At 72.7% G+C, this 24,576-nt stretch carries 22 protein-coding genes and 3 pseudogenes; 12 read left to right on the top strand and 13 right to left on the bottom strand.

The genetic code is table 11. The annotated features are described in order from the left end of the window. Positions 1 to 2,685 carry an ATP-binding protein gene (locus tag RFN52_RS34215; RefSeq protein WP_184852178.1) on the bottom strand — a complete coding sequence of 895 codons (2,685 nt, stop codon included), beginning with the start codon at positions 2,683 to 2,685 and terminating at the stop codon, positions 1 to 3. Between the two features lie 331 nt (positions 2,686 to 3,016). Here RFN52_RS34215 and RFN52_RS34210 point away from each other — a divergent pair. Together RFN52_RS34210 and RFN52_RS34205 are read left to right on the top strand one after the other, a co-directional pair. Next, positions 3,017 to 3,097, top strand: a pseudogene (locus RFN52_RS34210) (DUF2510 domain-containing protein); the annotation flags it as partial. 420 nt (positions 3,098 to 3,517) lie between these two features. Continuing rightward, a pseudogene (locus RFN52_RS34205) lies at positions 3,518 to 4,411 on the top strand (hypothetical protein); the annotation flags it as partial. 156 nt (positions 4,412 to 4,567) lie between these two features. Here RFN52_RS34205 and RFN52_RS34200 read toward each other — a convergent pair. After that, positions 4,568 to 5,176 (bottom strand): TetR/AcrR family transcriptional regulator, encoded by a 609-nt coding sequence (locus RFN52_RS34200; RefSeq protein ID WP_184852176.1) that lies wholly within the window; start codon positions 5,174 to 5,176, stop codon positions 4,568 to 4,570. A gap of 167 nt (positions 5,177 to 5,343) precedes the next feature. On the opposite strand from RFN52_RS34200, the gene RFN52_RS34195 reads away from it, so the two are divergent. After that, positions 5,344 to 6,186 carry a phosphatase PAP2 family protein gene (locus RFN52_RS34195; RefSeq protein WP_184852175.1) on the top strand — a complete coding sequence of 281 codons (843 nt, stop codon included), beginning with the start codon at positions 5,344 to 5,346 and terminating at the stop codon, positions 6,184 to 6,186. Further along, positions 6,183 to 7,133 (top strand): DMT family protein, encoded by a 951-nt coding sequence (locus RFN52_RS34190; RefSeq protein WP_184852173.1) that lies wholly within the window; start codon positions 6,183 to 6,185, stop codon positions 7,131 to 7,133. The genes RFN52_RS34195 and RFN52_RS34190 overlap by 4 nt, the downstream gene beginning before the upstream one ends. Here the strand turns inward: RFN52_RS34190 and RFN52_RS34185 are convergent. Beyond that, positions 7,123 to 9,174: a phosphocholine-specific phospholipase C gene (locus tag RFN52_RS34185; RefSeq protein WP_184852171.1), complete on the bottom strand. Its 2,052-nt coding sequence runs from the start codon at positions 9,172 to 9,174 to the stop codon at positions 7,123 to 7,125. The genes RFN52_RS34190 and RFN52_RS34185 overlap by 11 nt on opposite strands. Positions 9,175 to 9,343: 169 nt before the next feature. Between RFN52_RS34185 and RFN52_RS34180 the strand changes: the two genes are divergently transcribed. Continuing rightward, positions 9,344 to 10,627 (top strand): MFS transporter, encoded by a 1,284-nt coding sequence (locus RFN52_RS34180; RefSeq protein ID WP_184852169.1) that lies wholly within the window; start codon positions 9,344 to 9,346, stop codon positions 10,625 to 10,627. On the opposite strand, the gene RFN52_RS34175 is transcribed toward RFN52_RS34180, so the two are convergent. The 3 genes from RFN52_RS34175 to RFN52_RS34165 all read right to left on the bottom strand — a co-directional run bounded on the left by RFN52_RS34175 (position 10,606) and on the right by RFN52_RS34165 (position 12,268). Continuing rightward, entirely contained in the window at positions 10,606 to 11,469 is an 864-nt protein-coding gene (locus RFN52_RS34175) for a hypothetical protein (RefSeq protein ID WP_311241125.1), read from the bottom strand. The genes RFN52_RS34180 and RFN52_RS34175 overlap by 22 nt on opposite strands. Positions 11,470 to 11,819: 350 nt before the next feature. Further along, on the bottom strand, positions 11,820 to 12,032 hold the full coding sequence (locus RFN52_RS34170; protein ID WP_184852167.1) for a peptidoglycan-binding protein: 213 nt from the start codon (positions 12,030 to 12,032) through the stop codon (positions 11,820 to 11,822). Beyond that, positions 12,029 to 12,268 (bottom strand): LysM peptidoglycan-binding domain-containing protein, encoded by a 240-nt coding sequence (locus tag RFN52_RS34165; protein ID WP_184852165.1) that lies wholly within the window; start codon positions 12,266 to 12,268, stop codon positions 12,029 to 12,031. Before RFN52_RS34165 ends, RFN52_RS34170 begins: the two co-directional genes overlap by 4 nt. A 178-nt stretch (positions 12,269 to 12,446) precedes the next feature. On the opposite strand from RFN52_RS34165, the gene RFN52_RS34160 reads away from it, so the two are divergent. The 7 genes from RFN52_RS34160 (at position 12,447) to RFN52_RS34130 (ending at position 18,115) form a co-directional block, all read left to right on the top strand. Continuing rightward, on the top strand, positions 12,447 to 13,517 hold the full coding sequence (locus tag RFN52_RS34160; protein WP_184852163.1) for a Rieske 2Fe-2S domain-containing protein: 1,071 nt from the start codon (positions 12,447 to 12,449) through the stop codon (positions 13,515 to 13,517). Beyond that, on the top strand, positions 13,514 to 13,696 hold the full coding sequence (locus tag RFN52_RS34155) for a hypothetical protein (RefSeq protein WP_033307662.1): 183 nt from the start codon (positions 13,514 to 13,516) through the stop codon (positions 13,694 to 13,696). Before RFN52_RS34160 ends, RFN52_RS34155 begins: the two co-directional genes overlap by 4 nt. Next, positions 13,693 to 14,628: a PDR/VanB family oxidoreductase gene (locus RFN52_RS34150; RefSeq protein WP_184852161.1), complete on the top strand. Its 936-nt coding sequence runs from the start codon at positions 13,693 to 13,695 to the stop codon at positions 14,626 to 14,628. Before RFN52_RS34155 ends, RFN52_RS34150 begins: the two co-directional genes overlap by 4 nt. A gap of 142 nt (positions 14,629 to 14,770) precedes the next feature. Continuing rightward, positions 14,771 to 15,739 carry an ABC transporter substrate-binding protein gene (locus RFN52_RS34145; RefSeq protein WP_184852159.1) on the top strand — a complete coding sequence of 323 codons (969 nt, stop codon included), beginning with the start codon at positions 14,771 to 14,773 and terminating at the stop codon, positions 15,737 to 15,739. Beyond that, positions 15,736 to 16,509 carry an ABC transporter permease gene (locus tag RFN52_RS34140; RefSeq protein WP_184852157.1) on the top strand — a complete coding sequence of 258 codons (774 nt, stop codon included), beginning with the start codon at positions 15,736 to 15,738 and terminating at the stop codon, positions 16,507 to 16,509. Before RFN52_RS34145 ends, RFN52_RS34140 begins: the two co-directional genes overlap by 4 nt. Beyond that, positions 16,509 to 17,324, top strand: a complete 816-nt coding sequence (locus tag RFN52_RS34135) for an ABC transporter permease (protein WP_184852155.1) — start codon at positions 16,509 to 16,511, stop codon at positions 17,322 to 17,324. The genes RFN52_RS34140 and RFN52_RS34135 overlap by 1 nt, the downstream gene beginning before the upstream one ends. Positions 17,325 to 17,344: 20 nt before the next feature. After that, a complete protein-coding gene (locus RFN52_RS34130) occupies positions 17,345 to 18,115 on the top strand; it encodes an ABC transporter ATP-binding protein (protein ID WP_184852153.1) in 771 nt (256 codons plus the stop codon). Between the two features lie 19 nt (positions 18,116 to 18,134). Here the strand turns inward: RFN52_RS34130 and RFN52_RS34125 are convergent, their stop codons facing one another. From RFN52_RS34125 to RFN52_RS34095, 7 genes and pseudogenes are all read right to left on the bottom strand, one after another. Continuing rightward, complete coding sequence (locus RFN52_RS34125) at positions 18,135 to 18,806, bottom strand: GntR family transcriptional regulator (RefSeq protein ID WP_184852151.1); 672 nt, start codon at positions 18,804 to 18,806, stop codon at positions 18,135 to 18,137. A 39-nt stretch (positions 18,807 to 18,845) separates the two neighbouring features. Continuing rightward, the gene (locus tag RFN52_RS34120; protein WP_184852149.1) at positions 18,846 to 19,847 is read right to left on the bottom strand and encodes a proline racemase family protein; all 1,002 of its coding nucleotides are present in this window, start codon (positions 19,845 to 19,847) and stop codon (positions 18,846 to 18,848) included. A 5-nt stretch (positions 19,848 to 19,852) separates the two neighbouring features. After that, the gene (locus RFN52_RS34115; RefSeq protein ID WP_184852147.1) at positions 19,853 to 20,743 is read right to left on the bottom strand and encodes a dihydrodipicolinate synthase family protein; all 891 of its coding nucleotides are present in this window, start codon (positions 20,741 to 20,743) and stop codon (positions 19,853 to 19,855) included. Next, complete coding sequence (locus RFN52_RS34110; protein WP_184852144.1) at positions 20,740 to 22,104, bottom strand: FAD/NAD(P)-dependent oxidoreductase; 1,365 nt, start codon at positions 22,102 to 22,104, stop codon at positions 20,740 to 20,742. Before RFN52_RS34110 ends, RFN52_RS34115 begins: the two co-directional genes overlap by 4 nt. 247 nt (positions 22,105 to 22,351) lie before the next feature. Further along, positions 22,352 to 22,642: pseudogene (locus tag RFN52_RS34105) on the bottom strand ((2Fe-2S)-binding protein); the annotation flags it as partial. Further along, a complete protein-coding gene (locus tag RFN52_RS34100) occupies positions 22,639 to 23,793 on the bottom strand; it encodes an NAD(P)/FAD-dependent oxidoreductase (protein ID WP_184852142.1) in 1,155 nt (384 codons plus the stop codon). The pseudogene RFN52_RS34105 and the gene RFN52_RS34100, both read right to left, overlap by 4 nt. A gap of 73 nt (positions 23,794 to 23,866) precedes the next feature. Then, the gene (locus RFN52_RS34095; RefSeq protein WP_184852140.1) at positions 23,867 to 24,526 is read right to left on the bottom strand and encodes an MmyB family transcriptional regulator; all 660 of its coding nucleotides are present in this window, start codon (positions 24,524 to 24,526) and stop codon (positions 23,867 to 23,869) included. Positions 24,527 to 24,576 lie beyond the last annotated feature (50 nt).

The raw sequence follows: 24,576 nt of genomic DNA, 5'->3' as shown, positions 1-24,576 counted from the left end.
CTACGCCGGGCCGACACCGGCCTTGAGGGCGGCGCGCGCCCGGTCGGCCAGCCCGTCGGCCCCGCAGGAGACCGCCAGGTCCAGGCCGCGGTGCAGGTCGGCCGCCGAGCGGGCGGCGATGCCGAACTCGATACGGGCCGCCGCGTGTTCGTACTGGCAGGGCGAGGCCTCCAGGTACGTGACCGCCTGGGCGTAGAGCCGGACGGCTCGCTGGCCTGTCTCCAGGTCGGCGGCGCAGCGCAGGGCTTCCCCTATCGCCGTGTCCGTGCCGAAGCGCTCCGCCTGGCGGCGGACGTCGACGGCGAGCCGGGCGGCACGGGCCGGGTCCTCGGTGCTGAGGGCGCGGGCGAGGTCGGCCGCCCATGGGACGAGCACCGGGTTGTGGTGACCGCGGGCCGCCGCCGCCTTCTCCGCGGCCTCCAGTTCGTTGATGCCTTCCTTGGTGCGGCCGACGGCCAGCAGCAGCCGGCCGCGCACCGAACGGGGGTCGGGCAGGACGATGGTGGACGGGTAGGGCGGGGCGAAGCCGTGCCGTTCGGCGACCTCCCAGGCCTGCTCGACATGGCCGCGGGCGAGCAGGGTGTCGACGAGGCTGCAGGTCGCGGACCAGTACAGGGGCAGGCCGCGCCCGACGCGCTCGGCCAGGCGCAGCGCCTCACGCAGGGACGCCTCCGCCTCCTTCAGACGGCCCCGCCTGCGGTGGCCGATCCCGACGTAGGCGTGGGCCAGGGCGAGGTGGCCGCCGCTCCAGCCGGCCGTCTCGTAGGCGCGCAGCGCTTCGTTGTAGAGGGTCTCGGCGCGGTCGAGGCGGTCGGTGAAGCCGTAGGCGTTGGCCAGCATCAGCAGCAGTTCGATGCCCCACTCGGTGTCGGTCCAGCCGAGTCCGGGGGCGAGACGGCCGTTGACGAGGGCGCGGTCGCACAGCTCGGCGACCTCCTCGGCGTTCTCGCCGTGCATCAGGGCGTCGAAGCCGCGCAGGATGAGCAGGGCCCGTTCGGAGTTGTCCCGGCCGGTGCAGGGGCGGGCGAGGTCGGCGAGCCGCTGGGAGCGGCCGGGTGAGGCGGCCTCGCCGGCGTGCAGCCCCTCCCACATGAACTGCGCGGCCTGCAGCCGCATCCGGTCGGGACCCGGCTGGAGCCGGGCGGCCTCCGCCTCGACCGTGCGGACGGCCTCCTCCAGCTGGTCGTTGTGGAGCAGCGCCTGGGAGAGGCGGAAGACGGCGTCGACCCGCTGGCCGCCGTGCAGGCCGGGCATGCCGAGCGCGGTCCGCAGATGGCCGATGGTGCGGGCGGGCGCGGTGAGGAAGGTGGCCTCGGCCAGTTCGTACAGCACCTGCGGGTGCGACTCGGGCCGGGGCGGTTCCTCCAGGGCGCGCTCCAGGCAGCGGCGTGCCGCGTCGGGGGCACCGACGGCGAGGTGCTCGCGGGCGGCCTCGCGCAGTTGCCCCACGAGTTCCTCGTCGTCGTCCGGGTGGACCTCCAGAAGGTGGCGGGCGGCGGCCGCGGCGCCGTGCCCCTCGTCGGAGACGATCCGGGCGGCTATGCCGTGCATGGCGGTGCGCAGGGCGTCGGGGATGGAGTTGTAGACGGCGGACGCGATCAGTGGGTGGACGAACTCCAGGTCGCCGTCGGCGCTGCGGCCGGTCGCGGGGTCGGGCGCGGTGAGGATGCGGGCGGTGCGCAGCAGTTCGGCGCAGCGGCGGGCGTCGTCCGGGCGCAGGGTGGCGAGCTTGGCGACCAGGTCGGTGGAGATGCCGGTGCCGAGGATGGCGGCGGCCCAGGCGAACCGGGTGGCGTCGATGCCCAGTTCCTCCAGGCGGGCGACGAGGCCGCCGCCGCGGGCCGAGCGGTTCAGCTCGCGCAGCTCACCTGCCCGGGCCTCGACCGGTTCGAGTTCGCTGTCCTGCACCCTGGCGAGGAGTTCGACGGTCTCGTAGGGGTTGCCGGCGGTGACGGCCCAGACCTCGCGGCAGAACGCGGCGTCGGCGTGTTCTCCCAGGGAGGCGCGGGTGAGCCCGGCCGTGGCGTCCGGGGTGAGGGCGCTCAGCGTCGTCACGGGGCCGTCCGCGGCGGCGGCGACGATGTCGAGGTGGCGGGCGCTCACGCCGGAGACTTCCTCGGGGCGGCGGGTGACGACGACCAGGACGGACATCTCTTCGATGCGCTCGGTGAGCCCCGCGAGCCAGTGCAGGGTCTCCTGGTCCGCCCAGTGCGCGTCGTCGAGCAGCAGCACCAGCGGCCAGTCCCGGCGGGCGAGCCGGCGCACGGCTGCGACCAGGCCGTCGCACACGCCCTGCGGGTCGGCCTGCCGGTCGCCGGGATCCGCGATGCCGAGGGCGGGGCCGGCGATGTCGTACCAGTCGCCGAGGTACTCTCGGGCCTCCTCCGGCAGCATCGACACCAGGGCCGGCTGCAGCAGTTGCCGTACCACGTTGAAGGGGACCGACCTGAGGGTCTCGCCGCCGCGCGCCGACCAGACCGTGCAGCCTCGGGCCTCGGCGATGCGGCGGGTTTCGGCCAGCAGGGCGGTCTTGCCGAGGCCGGCCTCGGCGCGGAAGACCAGCAGTCCGCCGGGTGAGGAACGGTCCGTGCACAGGGTCTCGACCGCCCGCGTGACGGCGGCGATCTCCTCGTCGCGCTCCCACAGGGAAGCCGAGGCGGCGGCCGTGGGCCGTACCTCCGTCATCCCGCTACCTCCCCAAGTCGCCCGAACGACGTACAGACGTCGAGCGTAGCCGTCCGATTGCCCGAGTGGAGGGTGGACGGGGCACCTCTTGCCGTGACGGGTGACACCGGGTGCGGCCGGGCGACGCGCCTGGCCCGCCACCAGCCGTATTTCGGTCAACGCCGGGCAAAGTCAGGGGAGATGACGTGCATTCAGCCATAGCGGGACGAGGCGTCTGCGGTTGCTTCGCCGGTCGCCGCCGTGCCGTGTCGCGGCCCTGCGCGGCTGCCCTGGAACAGCCTGTTCCGGGTCCTCTCATGCCTCTTTCACCGACGCCTCATACGGTGGGGGCATGACGCAGGAGACTCCTCCCGGGTGGTACCCCGACCCCGGACAGACAAATGACGGGCCCGCCACCGAGCGCTGGTGGGACGGCAAGACCTGGACGGACCGCGTCCGCCCGGTACAGCCGCCCGCGACCTGGGGTCCCCCGACCGGGCCGGCGGGCCGTCCGGCTGCCGCCGCCGGGACGACGGCCGGGGACGGGACGACGGCCGGGACCGGGACACCGGCTGGGGCGGGGCATCCGACCGGAACCGACGTACCGGGAACCGGACAGCCCGGCAGCGATGCGCAGGGAGCCGGGAATCCGGCCGGTCCCGAGGCGCCGGCTGCCGCCGAAGCACCGGCAACGGGGCAGCCGACCGGTACGGCGGGGCCGGGAGCCGCCGGGCATCCAGGTGCTGCCGGGCAACCGCAGAGCGGCGCGTATCCGGCTGCCGCCGGGCAACCGGGGAGCGGGACGCATCCATATCCAGGTGCCACCGGGCAACCGGGAGCCCACGGGCAGCCCGGGAGCGGCGCCTATCCAGGGAGCGGCGCCTATCCAGGGGCTGCCGGGTATCCCGCCTACCCCGCCTATCCCACGGCGCCTCCGGGCGACCGCGGGCGACGGCTGCGGATAGGCGCCGCCGTCGCGGCGGCCGTGGTCGTGCTCACCAGCATCGGCGTGGGCGTGTACGCCCTGACGGACGACGGCGGGGGCGGCTCGCCCACGTCGCAGGGGCAGCCCGGCGGGCCGGGCGCGCCCGGCGGCCAGGGCGGGCCGTTCGGCGGACCGGGCGGGTCCGGGGGCTCCGGCGGCGACGGCGGGTCCGGGGGCGACGGCGGGTCCGGTGGGCAGAGCCCGGGGCCCGAGCAGTCCGAGCCGCCGAAGATCAGGAGCGGGTCGGTGACCGACGCGGTGAGCGGGATCAGCCTGCCGATACCGAAGGGCTGGTACGGCCAGCAGGCCCGGGCCGGCGCTCAGGTGACGTCCGACGACTCCTACAAGTGCCCCGGCGACACCTCCTCGACGTGCACCAAGGGCGGCGCCTACTCCGCACCGGCCCTGGCCCTCGGCAGCAAGGGCGCCACCGCCGAGGAGATCGCCAAGGCCGACATCGGGAGGAACGCCGAGGAGTCCTACGGCGGCAAGTCCTACGGCGGGATCACCTCTCACGACGTGCTGGAGTCCAAGGCCGTGACGGTGGCCGGGCAGAAGGGCTACCTGGTCCGCTGGAAGGCCGTCACGAGCAAGGGCGCCGACGGCATCGTGGAGTCGCTCGCCTTCCCCTCCCCCGCGAACGCGAAGCAGATGGTCGTCATCCGGTTCGGCGTCGACGCGGGTGAGCAGGAGAGCGTGCTCGACGACATCACCGAGGGCATCAAGGCGGCGACGGGCAGCGGCAACGGCCAGGACGTCTGACCGGGAGCGGACACCCGCACACCGGTCGGCCGGGTGGGGCGCCCCTGCCGCTCACAGGGGAACCCCACCCGGCCGTGGGGTGCGCGCCGCCCCCGTCCCCACGGGTCGGCGCGGTCGGGTCACCGTCCGGTCATCCGGCGGACGGCGGCCCGGGTCTCAGGTCAGGCCCAGTGCCGGCAGCACGGCGGCCTCCACGAACCGGACGAGGTAGTCCGGGTCCGCGTACTCGCCCTCCAGGACGGGCCGGATGCGCAGGACACCGAACATCTGCGCCGGGATGTACTCCAGCGCCGGGTGGTCGGCAGGCACTTCTCCCCGTTCGACCCCGCGCCGGATGATCTCCTTCAGCGCGGCGATCTCCGGCTCGACCAGCGCCTCGCGCAGGGCGCGTTGCAGCTCCGGGTCCTGAGGGGCCGCGTGCACGAGCGCCTGGAGGAGCTTGGTGTCCCGGCCCGACAGCTCTCCCGCCGCCCGGGCCGCCTCACGCAGGTCGTCCGCGAGCGAGCCGGTGTCGATGCAGCGCGTGCGCCGGTGCGAGCGCAGCGCCGCCGCCACGAACTGCGGCTTGGTCTTCCACTGGCGGTAGAGCGTGGACTTGCTGCACCGGGTGCTGGCCGCGATCCCCTCCATGGTGACGGAGTCGTAGCCGCACTCCCGGAGCTGCTCCAGCACGGCGTCGTAGAACTCCTGCTCACGCTCGGGCGTGATCTTGGAGCGGCGCGTGACACCGGACGGCTCGGGCCGGTCCGCAGCCTGCGACGTCATGGGCGATGCTCCTGGCTTTCGTCGGGCGGCCGGAAAATTCCCGGCCGGCGATGTGTCGTACGTCTATCGATACGGCAGTGTACCGGTACGCAGCCGTATCGGTACACTGCCGTATCGGTACGCTCTCGTACCGATAACAGCGCCACCGTCACCGAAGGGGCCGGGGGATGAATGCCCGCACCGAGCCTGCGCAGGCGGGGTCCGACGCGATAGCGCGGCCGCCGCTCGTCCGGGAGCTCCTGCTCGTCGCAGGGCTCTTCCTCGTCTACAAGTTCGGCCGGCAGCTGGCCACGGGCCACAACGGCGAGGCCTTCCACAACGCGCACCGCGTGTGGGACTTCGAGCGAGCGGTCCATCTGCCCGGCGAGGGGGCGGTGCAGTCCCTGCTGCTGCACGGCGACGGCCTGGTGCACCTCGCCAACACCTACTACGCGGCCGTCCACTTCCCTGCCACCGCCGCCTTCCTGATCTGGCTCTATCCGCGCCGCCCGGCTCACTACGTCTGGGCCCGCCGGGTGCTGGCCGCGGTCACCGCCGCCGCCCTGGCGCTGCACCTGCTGTTCCCGCTCGCCCCGCCGCGCATGCTGGCGGCGACCGGTCTGGTCGACACGGCACGGGTGTACGGGCCGTCGGTGTACGGCGATCCCGCGACCGACTCCGTGTCGAACCAGTTCGCGGCGATGCCGTCGCTGCACTTCGGCTGGGCGCTGATGGTGGCCGTCGGACTCATCGTCGCGACCCATTCCCGGTGGAGCCGGCTGTGGCTGGCGCATCCTCTGCTGACACTGCTCGTGATCGTCGGCACCGCCAACCACTACTGGCTGGACGCGATCGTGGCGACGGTCCTGCTCGGCCTCGCGCTCGCGGTGATCCTCCCCCGGACTCCGTCCGGGGGGACCCCCGTCCCGCTTCGCTCGCCCCACCGCACGGCGACCACGGCCGGCCGCACGCAGGGCAGCCTCGTACCGGCCCAGCGGGACGAGCAGGCACTCGCGGGAGCAGGCCGGTGAACGCCGTCCTGGTCGCCGTCGCCCTGTCCCTCGTCTCCGCCGTCGCCTACGCGGCCGCCGCGGTCGCCCAGGAGCGGCTCGCGTCACGCTCCCCCGGTGCGGGCACGCTGCGGCTGCTGGGCAGCGGCGCCTGGTGGTGGTCGGTCGGACTGAACGCGTCGGCCGCGCTGCTGCACGTCGTCGCCCTCCGGTACGGTCCGCTGACCGTCGTCCAGCCGCTCGGCGCGCTCACCCTGGTCGCGGCGGTACCCATGGGGGCGCGGATGGCGGGACGGCGGGTGAGCGCGGTCGAGTGGAAGGGCACCGCGCTGACGCTGCTGGGCCTGGGCGCGATCCTGGTCACGGCGTCCGGTCCGGCGCCGGACGATGCGCTGAGCGTTCCCGAGGCGCTGGCGGTGGCGGGCGCCACCGCGGCGTTCATCGGGGTGCTGTCCCGGCCGGGCGCCCGCCCCGGACTGCGGCACGCGACCGCGTCCGGGCTGGCCTCCGGTGTCGCCTCGGCCCTCACCCAGACGGTGACCGTGGCTGCGACGGACCGGACCGGACCGGTGCTGAGTGTCCAGGTGGTCGGCGTGGCCCTGCTCGTGGCGGCCTTCGCGGCCGGCGGGCTGCTGCTCGCCCAGACGGCGTACCGGGGCGGGCTGGGCGGACCGCTCGCGATGGTGACGCTGGCCAACCCGCTGGCCGCCGCGGTGATCGGCCTGTCCCTGCTGGGCGAACGTCTCCAGGGCGGCCCGGCGGGGGTCCTGCTCGCGCTCGCCGGGGCGGGGCTGGCGTCCTGGGGCGTGGTGCTGCTCAGCCGGGCGGCACCCGCGGCGGCCGGCCCGGTCGACGACGACCATCCGGTGGCCGCGGTCCTGGCTCTGGAGCCCGGCTCGGCCACGGCCGAACCGGCGCTGGTGCCCCGGCCGCACGATCCGGGGCACCTCACTCCCGCTACGCGGTGATGATCGCCGGGTCGCTCACTCCCGGCCGCCCGTTCTCGACGTGCCCGGCGAACCGCCGCAGGAACGCCTTGTCGCCCTCGGCGGTGACGGTCAGGTCGTACCAGCGGCGGCTGCCGCCGAGGTCTACGGTGCGGCACACCCGGGCGCCCGGGCGGACGGTGACGGTCGAGGGCCGGCCGCCGTAGGCACTCACGAGCTTCAGACGGGCCGTGCCGGAGCCCTTGTTGGTGAAGGTCAGCTCGATGTCGTCGCCGGTGTGGCGCGCGGTGACCTCACAGCCGGCCGTCTTGTTCGAGCCCTTGAAGACCCGCACGAAGCCGTTCGGGCCGTGCACGGTCAGGTCGTAGGAGCCCCCGGAGTACGCCGAGTTCCAGGTGTCGGAGAGCGTCTTGCCGGCCTCGGTGGTGTACATCCAGGGACCGTCGGCGCGGTTGCCGGAGGTGATGTGGAAGGCACCGCCCGCCTTCGCGCCGGAGGCGAAGGTGAGGGTGAGCTTCCCGGCCGCCGTGTCGACCGAGGCGTCCACGTGCGGGGCGTACTTCAGCGGCCGGGAGCGGCGCAGGCCGCGTTCCTGCCGGGGCATGCGCGGGTCGGCGGGCGGGACGGGCTTGTAGTCCGGGTGGCGCTCACGGTCCTGCGGCTCGTACGCGTCGGTGCCGGGCAGCGGAGTGGGGCGGGCGTCCTTGCGGGAGAAGTCGAAGGCGGACGTCAGGTCACCGCAGACGGCCCGGCGCCAGGGCGAGATGTTGGTCTCCCGCACACCGAAACGGCGCTCCATGAACCGCAGGATCGAGGTGTGGTCGAGGGTCTCGGAGCAGACGTAGCCGCCCTTGCTCCACGGGGAGACGACCAGCATCGGGACCCGGGGGCCGAGACCGTAGGGGCCCGCCGTCCTGCTGCCGTCGCCCGGGAAGAGGTCGAGGGAGACGTCGACGGTGGACAGGCCGCGGGAGGCGTCCTTGGGCGGCAGCGGCGGCACCACGTGGTCGAAGAAGCCGTCGTTCTCGTCGTAGGTGATGAACAGGGCTGTCTTGGACCAGACCTCCGGGTTGGAGGTGAGGGCGTCCAGTACCTGGGCGATGTACCAGGCGCCGTAGTTCGACGGCCAGTTGGAGTGCTCGGAGAAGGCCTCGGGGGCGGCGATCCAGGAGATCTGGGGCAGCTTGCCGGCCTTGACGTCCGCCTTCAGCCGGTCGAAGTAGCCCTCTCCGGCCTTGGCGTTCGTGCCGGTGCGGGCCTTGTCGTACCAGGGGTCGCCGGGCTCTGCGCTCCGATACTTGTTGAAGTACAGCAGGGAGTTGTCGCCGTAGTTGCCGCGGTAGGCGTCCTGGATCCAGCCCCAGGAGCCCTTCGCGTCGAGGCCGTCGCCGATGTCCTGGTAGATCTTCCAGGAGATGCCGGCCTGTTCCAGGCGCTCGGGGTAGGTCGTCCAGCCGTAACCGAGCTCGGCGTTGTCCAGGACCGGGCCGCCGCCGCTGCCGTCGTTGCCCGTGTAACCGGACCACATGTAGTAGCGGTTCGGGTCGGTGGAGCCGATGAACGAGCAGTGGTAGGCGTCGCAGACGGTGAAGGAGTCGGCGAGGGCGTAGTGGAACGGGATGTCCTCGCGGGTGAGGTACGCCATGGTCGTAGTGCCCTTGGCGGGCACCCAGCGGTCGTACTTGCCGCCGTTGTAGGCCTGGTGGCCGTCGGGCCAGGAGTGCGGCAGGCCCTCCAGGAACTGCATGCCCAGGTCGTCGGCGTCCGGGTGGAACGGCAGGATCTCCTTGCCGTCCTTCTCCTGGTGCCAGACCGGTTTGCCGTTGTCGAGGGTGACCGGGCGGGGGTCGCCGAAGCCGCGGACGCCTGACAGGGTGCCGAAGTAGTGGTCGAAGGAACGGTTCTCCTGCATCAGGACGACGATGTGCTCGACGTCCTCGATCGACCCCGTGCGGTGGTTCGCCGGAAGCGCGGCCGCGCGCTGGATGCTGGCGGACAGCGCACTGAAGGCCGTGGTGGCGCCCGCGAGTTGGAGGAAGCGGCGCCGGTTGACTTCGGACATGAAGGACAGACCTCTCATCCTGCTGTGCTGGATGGCCGGAACGTGACGGAATCTGCGCGGAAGGAGTGTTTCAGGGACACCAAACGACAAGGAAGGGGCCGGTGACACTCGTGTGAAGGTCGCCGGTACGCCAGGTGTGCCGGGGCGTTCCCAGGGGAGGGTGAGGGGCGTGACAGAGACGCAGACGGCTTCCCCGCCGACGCAACGGCCCGTTCGCCAGCTCCTCGCCGCCTCGGTGGGCAACGCGGTGGAGTGGTACGACTGGTACGCCTACACGTTTCTGGCCACCTACATCGCCGACCAGGTCTTTCCGAAGAGCGCGGACAACTCGCTGGTGCCGCTGCTGTCCACGTTCGCGGTGTTCGCGGTCGGCTTCTTCATGCGGCCGGTCGGCGGGCTGCTGATGGGCGCGGTAGCGGACCGGCACGGGCGGCGGGCCGCGCTGACGGTCACCATCCTGCTGATGGGCGGCAGCAGCCTGTTGGTCGGACTGACCCCGACCTACGCGACGGTGGGCGTGCTGGCGCCGGTGATCCTCGTCCTCGCCCGGTTGCTCCAGGGCCTGTCCGTGGGCGGCGAGTTCGCGGCCTCGACGACGTTCCTGGTGGAGTCGGCGGGGCCCGGCCGGCGCGGGCTGTTCTCCAGCTTCCAGTACGTGTCGACGACGGTGGGGCAGCTGGTCGCCTCCGGCATCGCGACGCTGCTGGTGGGCACGCTGAGCGACGGGCAGATGAACGGCTGGGGCTGGCGGGTGCCGTTCGTCCTCGGGGCGGTACTGAGCCTGGTCGGCTTCTGGATCCGGCAGGGTGCGCAGGAGACCCGCAGCGCCGAGCAGCGGCAGGGACCGCGCCCGGGCCTGTTCGAGGCGCTGCGCCGGCATCCGCGCGAGTCGCTCCTCATCTGCGGCATCACGGCGGGCGGCACGATCGCGTACTACACGTGGACGTCGTACCTGCCGACGTACGCCGAACTCAACGCCGGCATCGAGAAGTCGGATGCGCTGCTCGCGGGCACGATCTCACTGGCCTTCTTCGCCCTGCTGCAACCGCTCGGCGGTCTGCTCTCCGACCGGTTCGGGCGCCGCCCCCTGCTGCTCTTCTTCGGCCTGGGCTTCGCGCTGCTCGCCGTGCCCCTGCTGCACACCCTGAGCGACTCCTTCGCCGTGCTGCTGCTCGTGAGTTGCGCGGGCATGGTGCTGCTGACCGGGTTCACCTCGATCAGCGCGGCCGTGAACGCGGAGATCTTCCCGCCCCGGGTCCGCGCGGCGGGCATCGGCTTCCCCTACTCCCTGACCGTCGCCCTCTTCGGTGGCACGGCCCCGTACGTGGGGACGCTGTTCAAGGAGCAGGGGCACGCGGGGCTGTTCCCCTGGTACGTCGCTGTGATCTGCCTGGTGTCGTCGGTGGTGTATCTGAGGCTGCCGGAGACGGCTCACGCACCGCTGCGGCGGTGAGGTGATCCGCCGTCGGGGGCCGGTTCGCCGTCTCCGCCGGGCGCGTGCGGCTCGTCGTGCGGTCCGGCACCGTTGGGCGATCCGGGAGCGGACGCCGGTGGTCCTTCCCTGACGGCGACTCTCTCCGGGTTGATCACGGCGTCGGTGGTCCGGCCGACCTCCGACAGCGTCATCTGGGCACGGTCGTCGACGAGTCGCGTCACCAGGTGCTGGGCGGCGCCGAAGGCCGCGGCCCAGGCGAGGACCTGCGCCCTGCTGTCGAGGTCGCTGAGCCCGGGGACGAAGGCGCCCCGGATCAGCAGCAGCCCGAGGAAGGCCGACAGCGCGCCGGTGGGCAGCTTCAGCACCGCCGACGCCAGGGGCAGCATGTAGGGGGAGTCGGTTCCCCGGATGCGGCGCAGCGACGCGATGACGGTGAGGGCGGCACCGGCGAGTCCGGCGATCTCGACGGTGAGGATGTCCGTCGCGCCGGCCAGGTCGCTCGCGTCGGTGTCGGCCGGCCGGCCGTAGTGCTCGGAGGTGGGGCACACGACGGTGACTTTGTCTCCGGAGCCGCCCTGGGGTGAGAAGCACAAGCTCAGCGAGCTGGGCGAGAACCATCCGTAGAGGGCCAGGTTCACCACCCCGATCACCACGAGGACCGTCGCGGCCCAGAGGATGTTGCGCAGGCTGCGCACCCGGGCCAGTTCGTCGTCCAGGCTGCAGTACGCGGCGTCGAGCGCCCGGCCCATGAGATCCCGGTCGCTCGCGGTGATGTCACCGGAGATGATGGGACGCAGTCGCTGGGCGAGCCGGACCCGCCGTGGGTCGTCCGCGTCCAGATGGTCCTTGACCAGCGCCATGACCTCACTGACGCGGCCCGATGCTTCGTCGTCGGAAACCAGTTGAATCAGCAATACCTCGGCATTGCGAATATTCGAGCACACGCCCTCACGGGCAGTCGATCCCGACCACGGCATCCGCCATCCGAAATCCTCGTCCGCGGCCGAGCGGGCCTTTTCCAGATGGTTTCGCATTCCCTCGATGAGCGCTGTTCGGTCGCCCGGCGGAAGTCTGCCGCTCTCATGCTCCAGCTCCGCTTCGAGATAGGCGATGCGGGCCCTGGCACGCGCGCGCCATGCCGACCGCGACGGCCCGTTACGCAGACCTGGTACTCGACTGCGCGTACGGGCCGGCCGGCTTTCGGTTCTGGTCATTCGTAAACTGCGGGCACTCGGAGCTTGTTCCAGGACGTCCGACCCGGAATACCGTCGGCGTCAGCGCCGCCGAAGCCGAGCTTGCGCTGCCACTTGGCGTACGACTTCTGGTCCGCCGGGCTCCACGTCGCGTCGGGGCCGTCGGAATACACCGAGCAGTTCTCCTCGATGAGGCGGTAGCCCATGGCCTCAATGACGGGACTGGTCACTGACGCTTGGAAGAAGTCTGCCCCTGGAAAGGGGTCGTCTCGTACTCACCGTCCTCTCCGCCCTCTCCCCGGGGCGGGGCCACGCGTATCCGCTGGCCGGGGTGGATTACGTCCGGGTCCTCGATCTGCGGGTTCCACTCCAGAATCTGATCCAGAGTCACGTGATGCATCCGCGCGATCTTGGTGAGATTGTCACCGCGTTTCACTACGTAGAACTGCGTTCTTGTCTTTTCCATGCATCCAGCCTAAGACAATTCTCGGCGACGATAAAGCGCAGAATTCCGTTTCGATTTCACTTTTTGATTCGGAAACCGCTTCTGCCGTAAGCGGCTTCCGCCTGACGGAAGGGCCGTTGCGGAGCCCGGAGGACCGCCCCGACGATGACGGCACGACCAGAGACGGGAGCCAGCGCCCATGCCCCACATGACCGCCTTCGCCAGGAACCAGTGGTACGTCGCCGCCTACAGTCACGAGGTCGGGCGGGAGTTGCTCGGCCGGACGATCCTCGGTGAGACGCTCGTGCTCTACCGGACGGAGGAGGACGGCACCCCGGTCGTCCTGCACGACCGGTGTGTGCACCGCCGGTACCCGCTGTCCCAGGCGCCGACGCGCCTGGACGGGGACCGGATCGTGTGCGGCTACCACGGCTTCACGTACGACACGACCGGCACGTGTGTGTACGTGCCGGGACAGAAACGGGTGCCGCGCACCGCCCGGGTCGCCTCCTACCCGGTCGTCGAACAGGACTCGCTGATCTGGGTGTGGATCGGCGATCCGGCGCTCGCCGACCCGCAGACCATCCCCCGGGCCCGGCACCTGGACTCCCCCGGCTGGGTCACCGTGCGCGGCATGGAGCCCATCGACTGCGACTACGGCCTGCTCGTCGACAACCTCCTGGACCTGTCCCACGAGACGTATCTGCACGGCGGTTACATCGGCACCCCCGAGGTCGCCGAGACGCCGATCACCACCGAGGTCGACGAGGGCGCCGGCATCGTCCGGGTGAGCCGGCACATGGACGACGCCGAGTGCCCGCCGTTCTACGCCAAGTCCACCGGCATCGCGGGCCGGATCACCCGCTGGCAGGACATCGAATACCACGCGCCGTGCCTGTATTTGCTGCACAGCCGGATCGCCCCGGCCGGAGTGCTGCCCGAGGCGGACGGCAGCGATCCGAACGGCTTCCACACCGAGATCACGTACGCCATCACACCGTCGGGCGACGGCAAGGTGTACGACTTCTGGGCCGTCTCGCGCGACTGGGCCACGGACGACACGGAAGTCACCGAGTTCCTGCGCGGAAACAACCACACGGTCGTCATGCAGGACGTCACCGCGCTCAACCTGCTGCAGGAGACGCTCGGCACCGAGCGCACCGGCTACCAGGAGCTGAGCATCAACATCGACACCGGTGGCCTTGCCGCACGCCGTATCCTCGCCCGGCTGGTCGAGCAGGGCGAGAAGCCCGTGGAGAAGGTCCTGTGACGGCTCCGACCGGCGAGATCTACCGCATCGACTGGGTGCCCGGCACCGACGTGCTGCACGGCACGTGCCACTGCGGGCGTGAGCACACCGCGCAGGACCCGGTCGAGATGTGGGAGTGGATGCTCGCCCACCCCCAGGGGCATGTGAGCGACGACGAACCGCGAGGGGCCGGCTCATGACCGTGTTCGAGGCCGAACTGATCGTTCAGCGGCGGGAGTTCGCCGCCGAGGGAGTGCTCGCCCTGACCTTGCGTCATCCGCTGGGCGAGCCGCTCCCGGCCTGGGAGCCGGGCGCTCACGTGGACGTGCTGCTCGGGCCCGGCCTGGAACGGCAGTACTCGCTGTGCGGCGATCCGGCGGACCGGTCGGCCTGGCGGATCGCGGTGCTGCGCGAGCCCGCCGGGCGGGGCGGCTCCGCCCATGTGCACGAGCAGCTCGGCGAGGACGCCAAGGTGCGGGTGCGCGGGCCCCGGAACAACTTCCGCCTGGAACCCGCCCCCCGCTACCGCTTCGTCGCCGGCGGCATCGGCATCACGCCGATCCTGCCGATGCTGGCGGCGGCGGAGGCGGCGGGCGCCGAGTGGACGCTGCTGTACGGCGGGCGCACCCGCGGATCCATGGCGTTCGGCGGGGAACTCGGCCGCTACGGGGACCGCGTGACGTTCGCACCGGAGGACGAGACGGGCCTGCTGGACCTGCCCTCGGTGCTGGACGACGTGCCCGAGGGCACGCTCGTCTACTGCTGCGGTCCCGGGCCGCTGCTGGATGCCGTCGAGGCCCGCTGCCCCTCCGGGGTCCTGCGTGTCGAACGGTTCCAGCCGAAGGAACAGGAGACCGGCGACGACACCGCGTTCGAGGTGGAACTGGCGCGGAGCGGCAGGACGCTCACCGTCGCACCGGACGTGTCCGTGCTCGACGCCGTGCGCGCCGCCGGGGTGGAGGTCCTGTACTCCTGCACCGAGGGCACCTGCGGCACGTGCGAGACCGACGTCCTGGACGGCGAGCCGGACCACCGCGACTCGGTGCTGACCGACGACGAGCGCGCGACGGGCGAGACGATGCTCATCTGTGTGTCCCGCTGCCGCGGCGGGCGGCTCGTGCTGGACCTCTGACCCGAAGGTGCCGGTTTCAACAAGCCTTCACCGCACGTGCATTGACCTTGGCTCCGGGCGGGCTCTAGGTTCCCGCTGAGCACTTCCGTACTGCCTGCGCACAGCCTGTCGGAGCACCTCAGCCGGTCCCACAGGGGGAGCCATGCGTCGCCTGCTCGTCGGTCTCACGGCCGGGTCCGTCCTCGCCGCCGTCACCGCCTGCGGCTCGTCCGACCCCGGCGGCAAGGACACGGCCGGCTCGTCCGGCAAAGCCACCACCGTCAAGGTCGGCATCGTTCCCGTGCTGGACGTCGCGCCCGTCTACCTGGGCGAGAAGCAGGGCTTCTACTCCGATCGCGGCCTCGAACTGGAGCTGGTACCGGCCCAGGGAGGCGCCGCGATCGTGCCCGCGGTCATGTCCGGCCAGTTCCAGTTCGGATTCAGCAACACCACGTCACTGCTGGTGGCCCGGTCCAAGAACGTGCCCGTCAAGGCCGTGGCGAACGGTGCCGCGTCGACGGGCAGGAGCGGCGCCGACTTCGCCGCCATCACCGTGGGGAAGGGCTCCCCGCTCACCTCCGCCAAGCAGCTCGAAGGCAAGAAGGCGGCGGTCAACACCCTCAACAACATCTGCGACACCTCGATCAGGGAGTCCGTCCGCAAGGACGGCGGCGACCCTTCGAAGGTCGAGTTCGTCGAGATGCCCTTCGACCGGATGCCGGCCGCGCTGGACGGCGGGCAGGTCGACGCGGCCTGCACCCCGGAGCCCGCCCTGGCCACGGTGAAGGCCGCGGGCGGCAAGGAGATCGCCTCGAACTTCCACGACGTGTCACCGGACCTCACCGTCGCCATGTACTTCACCTCGGAGCAGTTCGCCGGCGAGAACCCGGAACTGGTGAAGAAGTTCCAGGAGGCGACCGCCGAGTCGCTGAAGTACGCCGACAGCCACCCGGAGGAGGTCCGGCAGATCCTCTCCACCTACACGAAGATCCCCGCCACCCTGCTGGAGAAGCTGACCCTGCCGCGCTATCCGGCCGGGCCGGACCGGCCGTCGATCGAACGGCTGGCGGAACTCGGCGAGCGGGACGGTCTGTTCGAGAAGGCGCCGGACCTGGACGAGCTGCTGCCGTGAGGGGCTCCGACGCGGCCCTCGGCGCGGCCGGGTGCGCCGTGTTCGTCCTCCTCGGCGAGGCGGTGCCGCGGCTCGGCCTGGTCGACGAGGATCACTTCCCGCCGGCCGGCCGCATCGCCGTCGCGCTCGGCAGTGAACTCTCCGACACCGCCTTCTGGTCGGCGCTCGGCGACACCCTCACCGGCTGGGCGCTGGGCCTGGCGATCGCGGTGAGCGCGGGTGTCGTCGCGGGGGTGGTGATCTCCGTGACGCCGTATCTGCGCGAGGTGACGGCCTCGACGATCGAGTTCCTGCGGCCCATCCCGTCGGTCGCGCTGATCCCGCTGGCCGTGCTGCTGTACGGCACGGAACTGCGCTCGGTCCTGCTCCTGGTCGTGTACGCCGCGTTCTGGCAGGTGCTGATCCAGGTCCTGTACGGCGTGCGGGACGTCGACCCGGTCGCCGAGGAGACGGCCCGCTCGTACGGTCTGGGCGCCTGGGCCCGGATCCGGCACGTGCTGTGGCCGACGGCGCTGCCGTACGTCATGACCGGGGTGCGGCTGGCCGCTGCCGTGGCGCTCATCCTCGCCGTCACCGCCGAACTGGTCATCGGCGCCCCGGGTCTGGGGGCCCGGATCGCGGTGGCGCAGACCTCGCAGGCGGTGCCGGAGATGTACGCGCTGATCGTGGTGACCGGCGTGCTCGGGCTGCTGGTCAACGTGGGGGCGAGGGCGGTGGAGCGGCGGGCGCTGGCCTGGCACCAGTCGGTGCGCGGGGAGGTGGCGGTGTGATGGGGGTCCCTCCTGGCCGGGTGACGTCGAGAGCTTGGGTGAGGGCCCTGCTGCGGCTGGTGTTCGCGCTCGCCCTGCCGGCGGTGCTGGTGGCCGTCTGGTGGGCGGCGTCGGCCGGCAGCACGAACGTCTACTGGCCACCGCTGCGGACCGTGTTCGGCGTCTTCCCGGACGTCTGGACGGGCGAGCGGCTGCGCGGGGACGTGCTGCCGAGCGTGCTGCGCCTGGCGGCGGGCTACACCGCGGCGGCCGTCGCGGGGGTGGCGCTCGGCACGGTCATCGGCTCCTGGCGGGCGGTGCGGGCGCTGTGCGAGCCGGTGCTGGAGTTCCTGCGGGCGGTGCCGCCACCGGTGCTGGTGCCGGTCATCATGCTGTTCGCCGGGATCGGCGACACGATGAAGATCGCGGTGATCGCGAGCGGCTGTGTCTGGCCGGTGCTGCTCAACACGGTCGAGGGCGTGCGCGCGGTCGACCCGGTGCTGGCCGATACGGCCCGTTCGTACGGCATCACGGGCGTGGCCCGGCTGCGGCAGGTGGTGCTGCGCTCGGCGAGCCCGCAGATCTTCGCGGGCCTGCGCCAGGCACTGTCGATCGGGATCATCCTCATGGTGATCAGCGAGATGTTCGCCGCCAGCAACGGCCTGGGCTTCACCGTCGTGCAGTTCCAGCGCGGCTTCGCCATCCCCGACATGTGGACCGGGATCCTGCTCCTCGGTCTGCTCGGCTTCCTCCTCTCGGTCCTCTTCGGGCTGGCCGAGCGGCGGGTGCTCGGCTGGTACCACGGCCTGCGCGAGTCCGGCCGGCGGTCCCCGTGAACCTCGCGAAAGGGCGGTCCATGCTCGACGTACAGGGCCTGCACAAGGTCTACGAGGGTGCAGGGCGGCGGACCGAGGCGGTGCGCGACCTGACCTTCAGCGTGGCGGCGGGGGAACTGGTCTGTCTCGTCGGGCCGTCGGGCTGCGGCAAGACGACCGTGCTGAAGTGCGTCGGCGGCCTGCTCGCCCCCACGTCCGGTGAGGTGCGGCTCGCGGGCCGCCCGGTGGACGGGCCGCCGCCCGGCATGGCGTTCGTGTTCCAGGAGTACGGCCGCAGCCTGTTCCCGTGGATGCGGGTCGGGCAGAACGTCGAACTGCCCCTGAAGCAGAAGAGGCTGAGCAGAGAGCGGCGCCGCGCACTGGTCGCGGACGCGCTGGAGTCGGTGGGGCTCGCGGACGCCGCCGGGGCGTACCCGTGGCAGCTGTCGGGCGGCATGCAGCAGCGGGTGGCCATCGCGCGGGCGCTGGCGTACGAGCCCGAGGTGCTGCTCATGGACGAGCCGTTCGCGGCGGTGGACGCCCAGACCCGCGCCGAACTGGAGGATCTGGTGAGGCGGTTGTGGCGGGAGCGCGGGATCACGATCCTGTTCGTCACCCATGACATCGACGAGGCCGTGTACCTCGGCGAGCGGGTGCTCGTGCTGTCGGCCTCCCCCACCGTCGTCCAGGAGCAGTTCAAGGTCGGTCTGCCGGCCGAGCGGGACCAGTTGCACACGCGGGTGGACCCGCGCTTCGCCGAGCTGCGGACCCGGGTGTACGAGCAGGTCCAGGCGGCGAAACGCGGCCGTTGAACCGGCGGCGTCCCGCTGTTCAGGGTCCTGCCCACAGGCTCCGCACGTGCCCCAGGTGCCGGGTCATGACGGCCCGTACGGCCTCCTCGTCCCGGGCGAGCAGCGCGTCGAGGATCTCCAGGTGCTCCTCGGCCGAGGCCTCCAGCCGCCCCTGTTCGACCAGTGCCGTCAGACCGTAGAGCCGGGAGCGGCGTCTGAGGTCGCGTACGACGTCGACGAGGTGGCCGTTGCCGGCGAGGGCCAGCAGGCCGAGGTGGAAGCGCAGGTCGGCCTCGACGTAGGCGATGAGGTCACCGGCCGCGGCGGCGGTGACGATCTCCCGGGCGACCGGGCGGAGTGCCTCCAGGGCCACCGGGTCGGCCGTGCGCGCCAGCTCCGCCGTGGTGGGGATCTCGATCAGTGCCCGGACGTGGGTGTACTCGTCGAGCTGCCGCTCGGAGACGGCGGTGACCCGGAAGCCCTTGTTGGGCACGGTGTCGACCAGTCCCTCCTTGGCCAGGTCGAGCATGGCCTCGCGCACGGGCGTGGCGGAGACGCCGAAGCGGCCGGCGAGGCCGGGTGCCGAGTAGACCTCGCCGGGCCGCAGTTCTCCGGCGATCAGGGCGGCGCGCAGCGCGTCCGCGACCCGCTCCCGGTGGCTGGGCTTCCTGCTGCCGAGCACGGGCAGGGCGGGGGTGTGCTGCGCGGCCATGACGGTCGGGGTTCCTCTCTCGTGTCCTGTCGGGGGTGTCTACAGGACGAATCCCGCGGGGAACGGGTCCTCGGGGTCCAGCAGGTACTGGGCGGTGCCGGTGATCCAGGCGCGGCCGGTGAAGCTGGGCAGCACGGCCGGGCGGCCGGCGACCTCGGTCGTGCCGAGCAGTCTGCCGGTGAAGCGGGTGCCGATGAAGGACTCGTTCAGGAACTCGGTGTGCAACGGGAGTTCGCCGCGTGCGTGCAGCTGTGCCATGCGGGCGCTGGTGCCGGTGCCGCAGGGCGAGCGGTCGAACCAGCCGGGGTGGATGGCCATGGCGTGCCGGGAGTGGCGGGCGGTCGAGCCGGGGGCGGCCAGGTAGACGTGGTGGAGGCCGTGGATGGAGGGGTCCTCCGGGTGGACGGGCGGGTCCTCGGCGTTGACGGCGGCCATGAGGGACAGGCCGGCCGCGAGGATCTCGTCCTTGCGGGACCGGTCGAACGGCAGGCCGAACTGCTCCAGCGGCAGGATGGCGTAGAAGTTGCCGCCGAAGGCCAGGTCGTACGTCACCGTCCGGCCGTCGGCGAGGGTGGCCTTGCGGTCGAGGCCGACGGCGAAGGAGGGCACGTTCCGCAGGGTGACCGCCTTGGCCGCCCCGTCCTCGACGGCCACCTCGGCGACGACCGGGCCCGCCGGGGTGTCGAGCCGGATGGTGGTGACCGGCTCGACGACCTCGACCATGCCGGTCTCGACCAGGACGGTCGCCACGCCGATGGTGCCGTGCCCGCACATGGGCAGATAGCCGGAGACCTCGATGTAGAGGACGCCCCAGTCGCAGTCGGGCCGGCTCGGGGGCTGGAGGATCGCGCCGCTCATGGCGGAGTGGCCGCGCGGCTCGTTCATCAGCAACTGCTTGATGTCGTCGCGGTGTTCGCGGAACCACAGCCGCCGTTCGTTCATGGTGGCGCCGGGGACGGTGCCGACGCCGCCGGTGATCACGCGGGTCGGCATGCCCTCGGTGTGCGAGTCGACGGCGTGCAGGACGAGTTTGCTGCGCATGGTCCTCAGCTCAGTCCGGCCGCGAGGGCCTTCTCCGTGGCGGCGCGGACCGCCGCCTCCTGCCCGGGCAGCAGCGCGGCGCGGGGCGGGCGGCAGGGACCGCCGTGGCGGCCTGCGATGTCCATGGACAGCTTGATGGCCTGGACGAACTCCACGCGGGAGTCCCAGCGCAGCAGCGGATGCAGTTGCCGGTACAGGGGCAGTGCCGTGCCGAGGTCGCCGCCGGCGGCGGCCCGGTACAGCTCCACGCAGGCCCGGGGCAGCGCGTTCGGGTAGCCCGCCACCCAGCCCTTGGCGCCGGCGACGGCCAGCTCCAGCAGGACGTCGTCCGCGCCGATCAGGAGGTCCAGTTCGGGGGCGAGTTCGGCGATCCGGTAGGCGCGGCGGACATCGCCCGAGAACTCCTTCACGCCGCGGATGTACCCCTCGCCGTGCAGGCGGGCGAGCAGCTCGGGCACGAGGTCGACCTTGGTGTCGATGGGGTTGTTGTACGCGACGACCGGCAGGCCCGACCGGGCGACCTCGGCGTAGTGGGCGAGGACGGAGCGCTCGTCGGCGCGGTACGCGTTCGGCGGCAGCAGCATCACCGCGCGGCAGCCGGCCTCGCCGGCCTGCTCGGCCCAGCGCCGGGCCTCTGCGGACCCGTACGCGGCGACGCCGGGCATCACGCGCTCCCCGCCTACGGCGGCGACGGCCGTCTCGACGACCCTGGCCCGCTCCTCGGGTGTGAGCACCTGGTACTCGCCGAGGGAGCCGTTGGGCACGACGCCGTCGCAGCCGTTCTCGACGAGCCAGGCGCAGTGCCCGGCGTACTTGTCGTAGTCGACGGAGAGGTCGCCGTTCAGTGGGAGCGCGGTGGCGACGAGGACGCCGCGCCAGGGGTGGTGGCCGGTCATGACAGTCCCTCCTGGGGGTGTTGCCGGGCGAGGACGCCGAGCGGTACGGGACGGGCGAACGGGCGTTTGGCCGGGGTGGGTGCGCAGCCGGCGAGACCGGCGACGGCGGTACCGCACATCCGGCCCTGGCACCAGCCCATCCCGGCCCGGGTGAGCAGCTTCACGGTGCGTTCGTCGCCCGCCCCGAGGTCCAGGGCCTCGCGCACGGCCCCGACGGTGACCTCCTCGCAGCGGCAGACCACCGTGTCGTCGGTGAGTTGCTCGGGCCAGTGCGCGGGCGGTGCGTACGCGGATTCGAGGGCGGCCGCGGAACGCTGGAGCGCCGCACGGGCCTTGAGGGCGGCGGGGGCCGGGCCGGGGGCGGCGCCGTGCAGGTGGGCGGCGACGGAACAGCCGGCGATGTGCCCCTCGGCGAGGGAGAGGGCGGCGCCGCCGATGCCGGTGGCCTCGCCGGCCGCCCACACGCCGGGCACGTCCGTGCGCTGTTCGGTGTCGACGGCCACGGCGAGTCCGTCGAGGCGGCAGCCGAGGCTCTCGGCGAGGTCGGTGTGCGGGAGCATGCCGTGCCCGGCGGCGAGGGTGTCGCAGGGCAGGTGCCGTTCGGTGCCGGGCCGGACGTGCCCGTCGGCGTCGAGGGCGGCGACGGTGACGCCGGTCAGCCGGTCCTCGCCATGGGCGCGGACGACGGTGTGCCGGGTGAGGACCGGGATGCGGTGGCGCAGCAGCCCGGCGGCGTGTCCGGCGCCCTCGGCGAGCTTGCCCGCCAGGGCGGGGGCATGCCGGGCGAGGCGCCTGGGACCGGTGGACTCGACGAGTGCGGCGACCTCGACGCCGGCCGCCGCGAGGCCGGTCGCGACGGGCAGCAGCAGCGGCCCGGTCCCGGCCACCACGGCTCGGTGCCCCGGCACCACGAGCCCGCCCTTCAGCATGGCCTGGGCTCCCCCGGCCGTGACGACGCCCGGGAGCGTCCAGCCGGGGAAGGGCAGCACCTGCTCGTAGCCGCCGGTGGCCAGGAGCACGGTGCGGGCCTGCACCTCGACGGACTCCTCCTGCTCCGGTCCGAGCAGGGCGTGCACGGTGAAGCCGTCCGGCGTGCGCTCCACGCACCACACATGGTGGTCCGTCAGGACGCGTACGGGCCCGGCGGCGAGCCCGTCCCGCAGCCGCTCCCAGGTCCGCCACCGGTGGTGCAGCGCCTCGGGCCGCCCGGCGCCGAGTCCGGCGGCGGGCTGCCGGTAGAACTGGCCGCCGGGTTGCGTGGCGGCGTCGAGGAGCGTGGCCCGTACGCCGCGTGCGGAGGCCGCCAGGGCGGCGGCGAGGCCGGCGGGTCCGGCGCCGATCACGGCGAGGTCAGTCCGCATGACCCGCCTCCTCGTGGCCGGTGCCGCCACCCTGTGTGCCGGTCTCGCCGTGACCCGTCCCGCCCTGCGCGCGGTTCTCCCCGTGACCCGTGCCGTCCTGCGCGCCCATCTCCCCGTGACCCGTCCCGCCCTGCGCGCCCATCTCCCCGTGACCCGTCCCGCCCTGCGCGCCCATCTCCCCGTGACCCGTCCCGCCCTGCGCGCCCATCTCCCCGTGACCCGTCCCGCCCTGCGCGCGGTTCTCCCCGTGACCCGTGCCGTCCTGCGTGCCGATCTGGTCCCCCGGCCGCACCGGCACCAGGCAGGCCCGTTGGTTGGGGCGGCCGTTGACGGTCACCAGGCAGTCGAAGCAGACACCGATCCCGCAGAACACACCGCGCGGGCGGCCCTCGCGGCGGGTGTCACGCCACGAGGTCACCCCTGCCGCCCACAGCACGGCAGCGACCGTCTGCCCGGGCAGCGCCTCGACCGGCCGCCCGTCGAACGTGACCGTGAACGCGGGGCCGGGCCTGGCCCGGGCCAGTTCCAGGGGGTTCACTCGCCCTCCTCGGTGAAGCGGTCGGGCCGGAACGGGCCGAGGTCCAGATCGGGCGTGTGCCCGGTCAGCGCCTGGGCGATCAGCTGCCCGGTGCCGGTGGCGAGCCCGATGCCCGCGCCTTCGTGCCCACAGGCGTGGAAGAGCCCGGGCGCCCGCGGGTCGGGGCCGATCGCCGGCAGGTGGTCCGGCAGATACGGCCGGAAGCCGGCGTACGTCCGCATCGCCCTCACTCCGGCGAGGAACGGGAAGAGCCCGGTCGCCCCGGCCGCCAGCGCGCGCACCGCCGGGAGCGACAGCGTCCGGTCGAAGCCGACCCGTTCACGGCTGGCGCCGACGAGGACCGGCCCGGCCGGGGTGCCCTCCACGACCGGGGAGGTCTGCAGCGCCGCGGAGTCGCTCGCGACGTCGGCCACGTAGTCGGCGGCGTACACCTTGTGCCGGATGCGCGGCGGCAGCGGTTCGGTGACCAGGACGAAACCCCTGCGGGGCAGCACCGGCAGGGACACTCCGGCGCGGGCCGCGACCTCACCGCCCCAGGTGCCGGCCGCATTGACGACCGCGGGGGCGTGGAGGTCGCCCCGGTCGGTACGCACGCCGCGCACCGCACCGCCCGGTCCGCGCAGGACCCCGGTCACCTCCCGGCCGGTGAGCACCCGGGCCTTCGAGGCGCGCAGCAGGTGCGCCGCCGCCAGGGCGGGCATCACCTGGGCGTCCTGCGGGTAGTGCATGCCGCCCGCGAGGCCGGGGGCCAGGTACGGCTCCAGGTCGGTGAGCCGGTCGGGCGGCACCGGCACCGCCTCGACCCCGGCCGCACGCTGCTCGGCGGCGAGGTTCTCCAGCCCGGCCAGGGCCCGGTCCGTGCCGGCGACGACGACACCGCCCTTGGCCTCGTACTCGACGGCCTCGCCCAGCCCCTCCCGGGCCAGTGCGGTCCACAGCCGGGCGGACAGCAGGGCCAGTTCGAGCTCCGGCCCGGGTTCCTTGTCGGAGACGAGGAGGTTCCCCTCCCCCGCTCCGGTCGTACCGCCGGCCACCGGTCCCCGGTCCACCACGACGGTGTCCAGGCCCGCGCGGGCCGCGTACAGGGCGGTGGCGGCGCCGACGACACCGGCTCCCACCACCACGACATCGCAGGTCAGCGACTCGCTCACGTCAGTACTATGTCACACACCACAGGGGCTGGGAATGGTGCGGGCACAGGCCGGTCCGACCGCGCGGGAGCGGTCAGTCGGCCATGGGGACGACCCTCAGGTGGGAGGCGTTGCGGCGAGTGCGGCGCTCCCTGGTCACGGAGCGGCGCGTCTCGCGCAGGACGAACGTGACCCGGGCGCAGCCCAGCTCCTCCAGCGTCCTGGACGTCTCGATGACGATCCGGCACTCGGTGGAGCCCCGGCGCGGGTCCGGGTGGAGCAGCGGCCGTACGGCGCCGTCCTGCTCGACGGCGCCCTCGCCGACCGCGCGGATCCAGTGCGGCAGGCCGTGCCGGTAGGCGGCCTCCATGATCGGGTCCTGGGCGATGTCGCGGCGGATGGCCTGCAGGCCGTGGTCCGGGCCGTGGCTCTCCACGGCCCGTGCGAAGTGCGCGAGCATCGGCAGGCACCAGCTCGCCTCGTGGTCGCCGAGCACCGCGGGGGCGTCGGGGTGGAAGAGCACGAAGCGGAGGAAGTTGTCGCCCGGCATGGCCGTGGGGTGCGGGCCCGCCTCACGGAAAAGTGACCGGAAGGCGCTGTTGGTCAGCACCACGTCCCAGCAGTGGTCGACGACGAGCGAGGGGAAGGAGACACCTTCCAGGAGCCCGGCGTAGTCCTCCAGATAGGCCTGGGCCTCGGGAGTCTCGGGGACGGGCCGCGGTGCCGGCCGCCGCCCTCCTGCCTGATATGCCATCGGGAGGTCACCCCTCTTGCCTGTGCGGCCTTGACGCGGCGCCCCGATCC

This window comes from Streptomyces collinus (genome assembly GCF_031348265.1).
In the GTDB taxonomy this organism is placed as follows: Bacteria; Actinomycetota; Actinomycetes; order Streptomycetales; family Streptomycetaceae; genus Streptomyces; species Streptomyces collinus.
This window is presented reverse-complemented; position numbering and strand designations above follow the sequence as displayed.